This is a genomic window from Desulfoluna sp. HI9BLuna (assembly GCF_056829775.1).
The window spans coordinates 189,813-203,436 of record NZ_CP186555.1 but is presented as its reverse complement, the minus strand read 5'-3'; the positions used below and the strand labels follow the sequence as shown (position 1 = coordinate 203,436).

Here is a 13,624-nt window from a genome sequence, read left to right as displayed (position 1 = left end):
TAGGAGGGATTTATGGTTAGAAAGATCAGTAAAGCTGCGGTTATCGGTTCTGGTATCATGGGCGGCGGAATTGCCGCACTCCTCGCCGGTGCCGGGGTGAAGGTCCTGCTCCTGGACATCGTTCCCTTTGACCTTTCGGATGAAGAGAAAAACGATCCCGCAGCCCGTAACCGCATTGTCAAGGCGGGCATGGACGGTGCCCTGGCGGCTCAGCCCCCGCTTTTCTACAACAAGAAAGACGCAGGGCTCATCGAGATCGGTAACCTCACCGACGACTTCGACAAACTGGCTGATTGCGACTGGATTTGTGAAGTGGTCGTGGAGAACCTGAAGATCAAGCAGGAGCTTTTCAAGCGCATCGAGGGCATCCGAAAGCCCTCCTGCATCGTGAGTTCCAACACCTCGGGTATTCCCTTAAAAGCCATGAGCGAGGGCCTGAGCCCCGAGTTCAAGACCCACTTTCTCGGAACCCACTTTTTCAACCCCGTTCGCTGGATGCATCTTCTGGAGCTGATCCCCGGGGAAGAGACCGCCCCCGAGGTGCTCCGTTTTATGGAGCGTTTCGGTGAGATCAACCTCGGCAAAGGCATTGTCTGGGCCAAGGACACCCCCAACTTCATCGGCAACCGCATCGGCATCCAGGGCATGGGCAAGATCATGCAGGAGGTGGTGAAGCAGGGGTTGACCCTTGCCGAGGTGGACGCCCTGTTCGGCCCGGCCATGGGCCGGCCCTCCAGCGCCATCTTCGGCACCGCCGACCTGGTGGGCCTGGATACCATGGCCCATGTCATGGAAAACTCCTATGACCTCTGCCCCGACGACGAAGAGCGTCAGACCCACGTGCTCCCCGAGTTCGTTACCACCATGGTGGAGAAGGGCTGGCTGGGGAACAAGACCAGGGGCGGCTTCTTCAAGAAAGAGAAGAACGCCGACGGCAAAAAGGTCAAGCTGATGCTCGATCCGGCCACCTGCGAGTACGTAGAATTCGTCAAGGCGGACTTTCCCTGCCTCACCGCGGCCAAGGCCGCGTCCACCCCTGCTGAAAAGATCAAGGCCGTTGTTTACGGCGACGACAAGGGCGCTAAGTTTGCCTGGGACTGCTCGGCCAACGGCCTCATCTACGCCGCCAACCGGATCCCGGAGATTGCAGCCTCCGTGGTGGAGATCGACAACGCCATGAAGTGGGGCTACGCCGTTGAAACCGGCCCCTTTGAGACCTGGGACCTGGTGGGTGTCAAAGAGTCCGTTGCCCGCATGGAAAAAGACGGCCTGCCCGTTCCCGAGAAGGTCAAGGCCATGCTGGCCGCAGGCAACGACTCCTTCTACAAGGTGGAAAACGGGCGCCAGTATTTCTACGACTTTGCCACCGAGAGCTACCAGCCCGTGAAGCTCAGCGAAACGGCCCTTTCCCTTGCCACCTGCAAGGCCGACGGCAAGGTGGTCAAGAGCTGTCCCTCTGTCTCCCTGGTGGACATCGGAGACGACGTCTTCTGTGTGGAGTTCACCACCAAGATGAACGCCCTGAACCGTGAAATCATCGAGTTCATGGGCGAAATCAAGGAGTTTGCCCAGGAGAACGCGGCAGGCATCGTCATCGGCAATCAGGCTGGCGGCATGCCCGGGGCTTTTTCCGCCGGTGCCGACCTCGACTATGTCCTGGGGCTGTGCAAAGGCAAGAAATTCGCAGAGATGGACGAGTTCCTCTCCATGGCCCAGAACGGCATCAAGGAGATCCGCTATGCCAACGTTCCGGTGGTGGCCGCTCCCTATGGCATGACCCTGGGCGGTGGCTGCGAGGTGTGCATTGGCGCGGCCGACAAGATCGTGGGTGCCGCCGATCTCATGATGGGCCTCGTGGAGATGGGCGTGGGGCTCCTGCCCGCAGGCGGCGGCTGCACCAACCTCTGGAAGAAGTTTGTCTTTGCCTTGCCCGATCCCGTTCAGAAAGACACGGATCTCTCCAAACTCTTCGTGCCGGTCTTCATGGCCATCGGCATGGCCAAGTACTCCATGAGCGCCAAGCAGTCCTTCAGCCTCGGCCACATGCATCCCTGGGCAGACCGCATCGTCATGAACCGCGACCTGCTCATCGGCGAGGCCAAAAAAGAGGTCCTGGCCATGGTGGATGCCGGGTACGCACCGCCCGTGAAGAAGCCCGTTCCCGTTATGGGTGAGGCCGGTACCGGCATGATCCACGCCCAGATCTACAACATGCTCAAGGGCGGTTTCCTGAGCGAGCACGACGCTCTCATCGCCACCCGCATCGCAACGGTGATCTCCGGCGGCTCCGTCAAGGAGGGCACGGCCATCGACGAAGACGTCATGTACAAGCTGGAGCGGGAAGCCTTTATCGACTTTGCCCAGGAAGAAAAAACCATCGCCCGTATCGAGCACATGCTCAAGAAAGGCGCTCCCCTGCGCAACTAAGGGGGAGCCTTGGCGTGCGCTTTAAGCGCAGCCTGCGTGAAGCGACCAAGTAGATGAAAAAAAACGACACCAGGTAAGGAGTGACATATGCGCGAAGTTTATATCGTTGAATCCGTACGAACCCCCGGATGCAAAAACAAGAGAGGGCAGTTCAAGGAGACCCGTCCCGAAGACCTCCTCTCCTTTATCATGAAGGCCTGTGTGGAGAGGGCCGGCGTCGACCCCAAAGAGATTGACGACGTCATGTGCGGCTGCGCCTTTCCCGAAGCGGAGCAGGGGCTCAACATCGGCCGCGTGGCCAACCAGATGGCCGGATTCCCCGAGTCGGTCTCCGGGGCCACCGTCAACCGGTTCTGTTCCTCGGGCATCGAGGCCATCGCCCTGGCCCATTTACGCATCGCCGCCGGGTGGTCCGAGGTGACCCTGGGGGCCGGGATCGAGTCCATGACCTACGTTCCCATGGGGGGCAACAAACCGCGCCCCCACGCCGAGTTTGCCGCCACCAATCCCGAGATGTACATCTCCATGGGCGTGACGGCCGAGAACGTGGCCGATCGCTACGGCATCACCCGACAGGAGTGTGACGAGTTTGCCGTACGGTCTGTATCCAAGGCTGCCAAGGCCCAGGAGGAAGGGTGGTTCACTGAGATCGTCCCCACCCCGGCCTACAACTTTGTGCTTGGCGAAAACGGGACCTATGAGAAGAAAGAGTTCATCGTGGACAAAGACGATGGCGTCCGTGCCGGTACCACCGTAGAGGGCATCGCTCGTTTGAACAGCCCCTTCAAGGCCGGCGGGGTAGCCACGGCCGCCAACTCTTCCCAGACCACGGACGGCGCTGCCGCCACCCTCCTTGCCAGCAAGGAGGCCTGCGAAAAGTTCGGCCTGAAACCCCTGGCCAGGCTCGTGGGCTACGCCGTTGCCGGGTGCAAGTCCGATGAGATGGGGGTCGGCCCCAAGTACGCCATTCCCAAGGTTCTGGAGCAGACCGGCTTCACCCTGGACGACATCGACGTCATTGAGCTCAACGAGGCCTTTGCCACCCAGTCCCTTCACTGCATCAAGGAGCTGGGCCTCGACGAATCCAAGATCAACCTCAACGGCGGCGCCATTGCCCTGGGCCACCCCCTGGGCTGCACCGGCGCCAAGCTCACCGCCACCCTGCTGGCCAACATGAAGCGGGTGGGGGCCAAGCGCGGCATCGTCTCCATGTGCATCGGAGGCGGCATGGGCGCTGCCGGTGTGTTTGAACTTGTCTAGACTGTTGTGTCCGCCTCGGCGGGCATGAAAGGGCTTCTACGAAGATGCGGAAAGGGGCCGGACACCTCTTTCCGCATCTTTTTGGTTCCTTAAGACCGAAGCCCGGTCTGGCAAGGGACCGGAACGCCATGGACAGGAAACATCACGGATTCCTTCCGCGCATATATTCAAAAGCCTGATTCCCTTCTGTGTGTATGTGGATTTTTCTTAACATGGTGCTTCGGTCCGTTTTTTTGCTCAAGGTTCTATGATTCCCTGCGGTTGGAAAGGGCTCGGGTTTGCTTCCAATGCACGTGCTTTGCTCATAAACCGATGCCGTTGAGGTGTCTGGACGCTGTTTTTACTTGTCGGATGCTCTTTTTTTTGATTGTGTATTACGCATGTGAAATAAAATAGGCTAAGGGCTAAGGGCTAAGGGCTAAGGGCTAAGGGCTAAGGGCTAAGGAGAGAGAGATGGGCGAGTGGAAGAAGACGGGGTGTGTGTTGTGTGCGCAGAACTGCGGGCTTGAGGTGCAGACCGAGGGGCATCGTATCGTGAAGGCCCGTGCCGACAAGGAGAACGTGAGGAGCCGGGGGTACATGTGCCGGAAGGGTGGCAACGTGGCCTTTCACCAGAACCACGAGGGGCGGTTGACCCAGCCTCTGAAGCGCACAGAAAAGGGGTTTCAGGAGATCTCCTGGGAGCAGGCGTTTTCCGAGATCGGCTCCAGGCTCCGGGGGATCGTGGACGAGCATGGGCCAAAGTCTTACGCGTACATGGGGGGAGGGGGGCAGGGCTGCCATTTTGAGGCGGCCTTCGGCATGACCCTCATGAAGGCCGTGGGTTCCAAGTTTTCCTACAACGCCCTGGGCCAGGAGCTCACCGGATATTTTTGGGCCTGCGGTCGCATGATGGGGCGCCAGAACCGTTTTGCCATTCCCGACGAGCATCATGCAGAGATGATCCTGGGCATCGGCTGGAACGGCATGGAGAGTCACCAGATGCCCAGGGCTCCTCTGGTGTTGAAGGAGTTTTCAAAGAACCCGGACAAGTTTTTGGCCATTATCGATCCCCGGAAATCCGAGACAGCCCGGGTTGCCAACCTGCATATCCCGGTGCGGCCCGGCACCGATGCCCTGCTGGCCAGGGCCATGATAGCCATCATTCTGGAGAAGGGATGGGAAAAACGCGATTACCTTGATGCGTATTGCACCGGTTTTGCCGACATCGAGCCCTGGTTCCGCGGGTTCGATATCAACGGGGCCCTTGCCGTGTGCGAGGTCTCCTATGATGATGTCCTTGCCCTGTGCGAAAAACTGGCGACCCTGAAGTGGTGCATGCACTTTGACCTGGGGGTTTACATGAACCGCCACAGCACCCTCACCAGCTACCTTTACATGCTCCTGGCGGCTGTGTGCGGCCGATGTGGGGTGGCAGGCGGCAACGTCATTCCCGGTACCATCGTGCCTTTGGGCAGCCACACCGACGAGCGGGACGAAAAGAACTGGCGCACCGTGAAGACCGGGTTCCCCGCTTTGAATGGGGCCTACCCTCCCAACGTCATGCCCGAGGAGATCCTTTCGGATCACCCCGAGCGACTCCGGGCGGTGCTCTGTTCCGGGTCCAACCCCCTGCGGAGCTACGCGGACACCACGGCCTACGAAGAGGCTTTCAAAAAGCTCGACCTGCTGGTGGTCTCGGAGCTTGCCATGACGGAGACGGCCGAGCTGGCCCATTACGTGCTTCCGGCCAAGAGCGGTTACGAGTCCTACGATGGCACCTTTTTTCCCTGGAACTATCCGGAAGTCTATTTTCAGATGCGTCCCCCCGTGGTGACGGCCAAGGGGGACCCCAAGGAGGTTGGGGAGATTTACACCGGCATCGCTGAGGCTGCAGGGTACATCCCCGAGATCCCTGCCTATGTGTACAAGGCGGCCAAAAAAGACCGGAAAACCTTTGCCGCGGCCCTGTTCAGTTTTGCTTCCAAAAACAAAAAAGCCATGAAGGTGCTCCCCTTTGTGCTGGCCAAAACCTTAGGGAAAGAGCTGGGCTCAGCCAACCTGGCGGCCCTTTGGGGGATCACCCTGGCCATGCCCAAGACCAACCGGAAGAACGCGGCCCGGGCCGGGTTTGGCCTGCCCAAAGCCTGGCAGACCGCCTTGAACCCTGTCAATTTCGCAAAGGCCCTTGCAGGCATGGTGCGGTATCGCGCCCTGGCCCCGGTGGCCCTTCTGACCCCGCAGATTGCCCAGAGTGAGGCGGTGTTCCAGGCCATTGTCGATCACCCCGGCGGCCTGTGGGTGGGCAAGATGGATCTGGACGGGAATCTGGCCGAGATCCGGCACCCTGACGGGAAGATGCATCTCCATGTCCCGGAAATGGATTCGTGGGTGAAGACCGTCACCCCCGAGGCCGAGGCCGCAGCCCTTGAAAGAACGAAGGAGGCCCCCCTTGTGCTCATGGCCGGGCGGCACACCTCAAACAACAGCAACACCCTCATGCGCGATCCCGCCTGGAACGAGGGAAGGCGCCCCTGCACGCTGGCCATGCATCCGGCGGATGCTGAGCGGTTCAACCTGACGGACGGCCAGATGGTGACGATCACCACCGAGGCGGCCTCCGAGGTGATAGAACTGGAGATCACCGACCACATGCGCGAAGGCCAGGTGGCCATTCCCCATGGGTTCGGCCTGGTGCACAACGGAGAGGCCTTTGGTGTGAACGTCAACCGCCTCACCAAGAATACCCACAGGGATTCCTTTGCCGCAACACCCCTGCACCGTTACGTGCCTTGCCGGGTGGAGGCGGTATAGTAAAAAAATCCGGTCTTGACCCGGATATTTCATGAGAAAACAACCGCTCAAAAGGAAAATAATCTGATTTCATCTGGCTACAATAAAAATGCCAGTTTTTTTGAGAATGCAAAATGTAAATCAGTGTTTGCTGTTTGATTTTCTCACCCTTCGTACAATATCCGGGTTGAGTCTGCACGAGGTAGGTAGTATACAAAAGATGCTTTTTTATGTCTCTGGCCTACCTTGGTGACTCTGTGGATGATTCTAATTCCTGTTCTGATGAGAGGTTTTTTATGACAATTCGTGGGTATTCGTTTGACGGGTATGTGGATGAGGTGAAGGCATTTCACGGTCATGTGGCCCCGGGGATGGTGGCCGGCGGCTTTATGGTGGAGCTGGCGTTGTCCCGCCTGCCGGACGGCGGGCTCTACGATGCGGTGAGCGAGACCCGGGCCTGTATTCCGGACGCGGTTCAGCTCCTCACCCCCTGCACCATCGGTAACGGATGGCTCAAGATTGTCCCCACCGGGCGTTTCGCCCTTTCCCTTTACGACAAGCATACCGGCAAGGGCGTGCGGGTGGCCCCCGATTACGATATCCTGGATCAGTGGCCCCAGTTTAAGGCCTGGCTGCTCAAGCTGGTGCCCAAAAAAGAGCAGGACACCCCTGCGTTGATGAATGAGATCAGGGAAGGGGGCATCTCCCTGTTTACCTGTGAGCCTGTTTCCCTGGACCCCTCGTTTCTGGGCGGCAAGAAAAAGCACGTGAGCCATATCCACCGCTGCTCACTTTGCGGCGAGGGGTTCCGCTCTGTTGACCGGGCCGAGATCTGTCCGGCCTGTTCCGGGGAAGCGACCCTTTACGTCCGCAGCACCGAAGATGAGGTGATCCTGACCTCCACTGCCCTGGAAGAGGCCGTGGGCGGCCACGCCCTCCACGACATGACCCTCATCGTACCGCGTAAGCAAAAAGGGCCGGCCATCGTCAAGGGACAGCGCATCACCGATGCCGACGTGGAGGTCCTGAAGCGCATGGGAAAAAACAGGGTCTACCTCGAAGAGCAGAATCATCGGGAGAGCCTTGTCCACGAAGACGATGTGGCCATTGCCTTCGGCGATACCCTGGGCGGGGAGGGGGCGGTGGTTGCCGGGCCGCCCAAAGAGGGAAAAGTGGAGTTCCGTGCGGCGCATGACGGCCTGTTCTATGTGGATACCCAGCGGGTCAACAGGCTCAACTCCATGGCCAACGTGATTCTGTCCACCCTCCCTTCATGCACGCCCGTTTCCGGGGGACAGCTCCTTGCCGGGACCCGGGCCGTTCCTCTGTTTTTGTCTCGGCCCGAGTTTGCCCGGTGCATGGCCCTTGCCCATACGCCGCTATTTCATGTGGCTCCTTACATCATCCGTGAGGCAGGGGTCATTGTCACAGGCACCGAGGTCTACGAAGGCCGCATAAAGGACGGGTTCCTTCCCTACGTGGAGTCCATCCTCGGAACCTACGGGGCCGGTGTTGCCGCGTCTGCCTTTGTGCCCGATGAGCCTGCCCGGCTCGCTGCCGAGGTGACCCGTATGGCAGGGGAGGGGATCAAACTCATCATCACCACGGGCGGACTTTCCGTGGACCCCGACGATGTCACCCAGCGTGGCCTGGAAAAGGCGGGCGTCACCGTCACCTCTTCACGGTCTCCCGTTCTCCCTGGGGCCATGACGCTCCTTGGGAGCCTGGGGGATACCGCCGTGGTGGGAGTCCCCGCAGGGGCGCTGGCCTCGGAAAAGACAGCATTTGATCTGGTGCTGCCGCGGCTTTTGGCCGGCATGGACGTCACGCCTGAGGATGTGTACGCCATGGGGGTTGGCGGGCTGCTTGTCGGCGCATAACCAGAGAGTCGTAAAGCCGTTACCGAACCGGCCGTAAATCGACCCGTTTCATGGCCTGTCTTCATGGGGCGTCTGCATCATACTGATGACAGACGCTATGGATGAACGCCTTCTTTTTTCTGATGCCCTTCACGTATTGACATGAACATGACCTGGACCCACCATCCCATGCCCGGCGGCGTGACCATAGAAGCCGCATGGAGCCCCTGCAGCACGCCGCAGCCCAAAGGATGTGTTGTGCTCTGGCCCTGCATGGGGGGCGATTGCCGCATGTATGCCATGCCCGTGGAGACCTTTGCGTCAGCGGGCTGGCATGTGCTTTTCTACAACCCGCGAGGCCATGGCGGGTCCACGGGGTATCTATCCGTTGAAACGGCAGGGGAGGATTTGAAGCGCCTCCTGGACCGTTTTGACCTTTCCGGGCTGCCCCTCACCGCCATGGGGCACTCCGGCGCCTGTGCCGCCTGGCTCAAGGCCTCGGCTGCCGGGCTCGCTGTGAAGGAATTTTTCTTTACGGCTCCGGTGCTCAATTCCCGCAGGTCCCTGTTTTACATGTACGAGACCGGGACCATCGGGGAGTTTGTCTTCGTAACCTCCCGTCTTGCCGCCGATCCTGCCCATTTCAAACGCATCCTTGCCGACACCGCCTGGCTGGACCCGGAGTATTGGCATGCACACAACCTGGAGCATGTCTTAAACGGGGGCAACGGCTCTTTTCCCATGGGCAGTTTCCTCCGTGAGCTTTTTATCCCCGGGGTCGATGCCATGCCAGAGCTGGGATGCCGGGAAGCCGATGTGACCCTTTTTTTTCCGGCACGGGACAACTGGTATCCCCACAGGGAAACCCTCGACGGGTGTTCGGAAAGGCTGACCGCCGTTGAGGTCCCCGATGCCGGTGATCATTACTTCTCAGGTGCGTGGTCGGCCGTGTGGTCGGAGACCGCCCATCGGATGGCGATTCCGGCGGCCGGTTTCCTGTGAATAGGTTTTATCGCTTGAATAATGGCGATGTATTGCGTATATTTACAGAGTATTAGTGAAGGCTGTGTTGGTTTGTTTTACCCCTTTTTTTTACCTGCGGGATGTCGTGTGGAATGCCTGCCACACCCGCGGGTAGGTTTCCATCAAGCCGCCATGGACTCCCTCTTCATTTGGGGGGATGACCGGCAACGTCTTTCTGGTTCTGTCCATTCCATTGTCCGATACCTCTTTCTGTAGCCATTTCCATGGCTGGATCGTATCCCTGCGATCAGCACGAATGTATTCCCGATAAATCATCAACAAAGCGTTTGGCTCCCCACTTTATTGTGCGGGCGCCGGTTCAGGCGGACCGTGTCCGATTGCATGGCAATACCGATTGGTCGGTGTGCCTAAGGGGCTGATCATGGGATGCTCTGCTCCTCGGCCAATACGCGAGATTGTTTATTTGAATCCATCATTTCCTCAGAGGTGACGCTATGAAAATTATGGGATGGCTATGGGTGGGTATTGGGTTGTTGTTTCTTTCGGCACAGGCGGCCTTTGGCGGGGGGGTCTGGCTTTATGAGGCCGGGACACCGGATATGGGCACGGCCCAGGCCGGTCGCGCGGCCCTGGCAAATGATGCCTCCACGGCAAGTTTTAACCCGGCCGGCATGTCTCGCCTTGATCGGTCCCAGCTCATGCTCGCCCTGGTCGGGCTGGAGGTCAAAGCCAAGTTTTCTTCGTATGAGTCGAGCAAGGGCGGGGGGGACGGCGGCGATGCCGGGGGGTTTGTTCCGATTTTTGGTTTTAATTACGTGCACAAGCTCAACGACGATGTCAGTCTGGGCATTTCCACCGGGTCCTACTTCGGCCTGGGGCTGGATTACGGTGCCAACTGGGCCGGTCGTTACTTTATCCAGGAGGCTGAACTCATCACCTATGCGGTCAACCCCGGGGTCTCTTACCGGGTCAATGATATGCTGTCCGTGGGGTTCGGCATCAGCCTGGTCTACGGAGAGCTGGACCAGAAGGTGGCCCTGGCCAATCTGGAGCCCGGAGCGGATGGCCAGCTGAGTATTGAGGAAGACGACACCGAATTTGGCTTCAACCTGGGCGTTCTCGTGGAGCCCATGGATAAGCTCCGCCTTGGGCTGACCTACCGTTCGGAGGTGGAGATGGAGTTCAAGGATTCCGCGACCTTGACCAATGTGGGACCGGGGTTGCAGGCGCTGCTGGAAAGCCTGGGGCTCGTTGGGAGCACCGTGGATCTGGGGTTGAATATTCCCCAGGCGATCATGGCCAGCGGGGTGTTTGAGCTTTCGGACCAATGGGCAATTATGGCCAACGTCGGCTGGCAGGACTGGAGCGCCTTCGGACAGCAGACCCTGACGTTTCGTTCGAACACGTCCACAAGCCTGACCCAGGACCATGATTATGACGACACCTGGCATTTTGCCCTGGGAGCCCAGTACCGTTTTGACGACCCCTGGCTCTGGTCCTTTGGCATGGCCTACGACACCTCGCCCCTGGACAGAACCACACGAACACCGGACGCCCCGCTGGATCGCCAGGTACGGATCGGTACCGGGATTCAGTATGATATCAACGCAGACATGACCGTGGGGGCGGCCTATGAGTTCATTGATGCGGGGGCGGCCAATATTGATCTTGAGAGCGAGCCCCTGCGCGGCACCCTTCGGGGTGATTACGCCACCAATGAGATCCATGCCTTTGCCGTGAATTTTAATTACAAGTTTTAAAAAGAGACCGGTCCTCCACAGAGGCGTCGAGGACCGGTGCCCGGACTCGGGAAAAGAGGCGGGATCAGAGCTGCGCTTCGGATGGCAGCTGGGGGGCGTTGCCATGGGCCGAAAAGGTGCCCATGGCAAACAAGGCCCTTTCCGGCGGTGTTCGAGGTGTGTGGCGTTCACCGTCAATGCAGGTGACCCTGGGCTGGATACCGGTGCCGTTGGCAATCTGGATGGCAAGGCCGGGCCTGGCGTTCAATTCCAGGATCATGGGGCCTTTGGTGCTGTCCAGGACGATGTCCACACCGAGGTACCCCAGGTCGGTGATGTCGTAACACCGGGCTGCCAGCTCTGCAAATTTGGGCCAGTCCGGCACAACAAAGGTGGAGAGGTCTTTGCCCGTGTCCGGGTGGTGGGTGAGGGGGCGGCCGAATTGAACGGCTTTCAGGGCCTTGCCTGTCCCGATATCGATGCCCACCCCCACGGCCCCCTGGTGAAGGTTGGCCTTGCCGTCCGATGCTGCGGTGGAGAGACGGGTCATGGCCATCACAGGGTATCCTTTGTACACAATGACGCGAATGTCGGGAACTCCCTGGTAGGAAAACCCGTCAAAGGCAGTGGAGAACTCCACCATCTCTTCGATCATGGCCACATCATTGCTGCCGCCCAGGCTGAAAAGGCCGCTCAAGGTGTTGGACGCATGACGTTTGACCTCGGCAAGGGTAACGAGACCGCCGCCGGGTTTCAGGAAATCCCGCCCCTGGCGGCCGCTGATGACGAGGATCCCCTTCCCACCGCTTCCCCTGGCCGGTTTGATCACAAAGGCCGGGCACCCTTCCAGAAAATCTTCCAGTTCCCCCACATTGCCCTGGGTTTTGATCACGCCGAGGAGTTTCGGTGCTGAGATACCCGCTTTTTCCAGGATGATTTTGGTCCTGAGCTTGTCGTCCACGAGGGGGTAGAGCCGCCTGGGGTTGTTCTGGGCGATCATCACCACGTTGCGGCGATTCATGCCCACAATGCCCGCCTTTTTCAGCTTTGAAGGAGAGGTGAAGAACATGGTCATTTCCCTCCGGCAAGGGGTTCGAACCGGCGCAGTTCGGTGAGCCGGTACCCTGAATAGCTCCCGATCATGATGATCACGGCCAGGACCACCAGCAGCAGCTCCGGAAAGGAGTAGGCCAGGTGGCCGATGAGTTTACTCTGCATGGCAAGGAAGATAAGGGAAGCGGAAAAGAGGCTGCCTCCCCCCTGGATCAGGACATCCCGAGGGCCTTCTTCCTCCCAGAGCACCGACATGCGTTCGATGGTCCATGAGATGATGATCATGGGGAAAAAGGTGACCCTCAGGCCCGCTTCGAATCCCATTTTGATACTGATGACGCTGATGGCCACATAGATGATGATGACAAAGACCAGAACCGCTGAAATCCTGGGCACGAGCAGGAGGTTGAGGCTGCTGAGGTAAGAGCGCAGAAACAGGCCGACCCCGACGATGAGCAGAAACAGGGCCAGCCCAGCCAGGAGGTTGACTTGGAGAAAGACCATGGCGATGAGGATGGGCATGAAGGTCCCTGAGGTCTGGATTCCCACGAGGTTGCGAAGGATCACCACGATGAGTGCCCCGATGGGGATGAGCAGCAGGAGCTTGAAGGTGTTCTGCTGGGAGACGGGGAGGCTGTAGATGGAAAAATCGATGAGCATGTGTTTGTTGAATTTCCCGTGCGTGACGGCGGCCCTTTGTGCGGAGACGGTCCTTTCAAGGGTGGCAAAGGTGATCTTTCCCCCAGTGCCACCGGTGATATCGAGGATGGCGTCGTTGCCGTATCTCCAGAGAAGAAATTCGTTTCGTTCTTCAACTTCGACGGTTCTTGGGTTGATGAGCTTTAACTTGTCGCCGTCAAGAAACTCGATGTAACTTTTGAGGGTCTGTTTTTTCTTTCCTTCTGATAGTTTGAGCCCTTTGACCTTTCTTGCCTTGACCCCCGCCATGTTGATAAGGCCGCTGGTAAGGATGTACTTGCCGCCGTGCTCCTCCGCATGGGAGAGGAGCAAGGCAGCGTCCTCGTTCAGGGGATCGTTGAGGGCATTGAGGATGGTATCGGTAAGATCAACCGGTTGGTCCTCTGTTTTTTTTGCTTCCGATACAATGTTGGTGGCAGCGGCCTGCTGCGGGCCCGTAAAGGAGAGGGGAGGCGTTGTTTGCATGGCGCCGGGTTTCAGCCTGACGTCCTTTGCATGGCGGTATGCCGTGGTGCGGAAAAAGATTTTCTGATCGCCGTCTGCCTTGTCGGTGGTCCAGATGCCCTGGTCTTTTTGCCGTTCGAATGTATACCCCTTGGTCACGGATTGCCTGCCCGTGATGGAGAGCGAGTCGGTTTTGGGCATGTTGACCGAGACTTGTGCGGGGCCGCCGAGGGCAGTGAACGTGATGGTCGCCTCAATGGTCCAGACCGTCTCTTTTTGCTCCGGGAACAAGGGAAAGCCGAGCTTGATGTGCTTGTATGCGGCGGCCCCTGCCCCAAGGGCAATGAGTACGACGATGATGGCGATGATCTGGATACGTTGTTTCAT

At 58.9% G+C, this 13,624-nt stretch carries 8 protein-coding genes; 6 read left to right on the top strand and 2 right to left on the bottom strand.

Translation table 11 applies throughout. The annotated features are described in order from the left end of the window. Positions 1-12 precede the first annotated feature (12 nt). The 6 genes from ACOYW0_RS00605 to ACOYW0_RS00580 all read left to right on the top strand — a co-directional run bounded on the left by ACOYW0_RS00605 (position 13) and on the right by ACOYW0_RS00580 (position 11,062). Complete coding sequence (locus ACOYW0_RS00605) at positions 13-2,427, top strand: 3-hydroxyacyl-CoA dehydrogenase/enoyl-CoA hydratase family protein (protein ID WP_482416666.1); 2,415 nt, start codon at positions 13-15, stop codon at positions 2,425-2,427. Positions 2,428-2,514: 87 nt separating this feature from the next. Then, positions 2,515-3,687: a thiolase family protein gene (locus ACOYW0_RS00600; RefSeq protein WP_482416665.1), complete on the top strand. Its 1,173-nt coding sequence runs from the start codon at positions 2,515-2,517 to the stop codon at positions 3,685-3,687. 453 nt (positions 3,688-4,140) lie between these two features. Beyond that, a complete protein-coding gene (locus tag ACOYW0_RS00595) occupies positions 4,141-6,480 on the top strand; it encodes a molybdopterin-dependent oxidoreductase (protein ID WP_482416664.1) in 2,340 nt (779 codons plus the stop codon). Between the two features lie 275 nt (positions 6,481-6,755). Next, the gene (locus ACOYW0_RS00590; protein WP_482416663.1) at positions 6,756-8,339 is read left to right on the top strand and encodes an FmdE family protein; all 1,584 of its coding nucleotides are present in this window, start codon (positions 6,756-6,758) and stop codon (positions 8,337-8,339) included. A gap of 147 nt (positions 8,340-8,486) precedes the next feature. After that, a complete protein-coding gene (locus ACOYW0_RS00585; RefSeq protein ID WP_482416662.1) occupies positions 8,487-9,320 on the top strand; it encodes an alpha/beta hydrolase in 834 nt (277 codons plus the stop codon). Positions 9,321-9,796: 476 nt separating this feature from the next. Beyond that, positions 9,797-11,062 carry an OmpP1/FadL family transporter gene (locus tag ACOYW0_RS00580; protein WP_482416661.1) on the top strand — a complete coding sequence of 422 codons (1,266 nt, stop codon included), beginning with the start codon at positions 9,797-9,799 and terminating at the stop codon, positions 11,060-11,062. 64 nt (positions 11,063-11,126) lie between these two features. On the opposite strand, the gene ACOYW0_RS00575 is transcribed toward ACOYW0_RS00580, so the two are convergent. Then, positions 11,127-12,116, bottom strand: coding sequence for an alpha-L-glutamate ligase-like protein (locus tag ACOYW0_RS00575; RefSeq protein ID WP_482416660.1), 990 nt, complete (start codon positions 12,114-12,116; stop codon positions 11,127-11,129). Next, entirely contained in the window at positions 12,113-13,624 is a 1,512-nt protein-coding gene (locus tag ACOYW0_RS00570; protein ID WP_482416659.1) for a UUP1 family membrane protein, read from the bottom strand. The genes ACOYW0_RS00575 and ACOYW0_RS00570 overlap by 4 nt, the downstream gene beginning before the upstream one ends.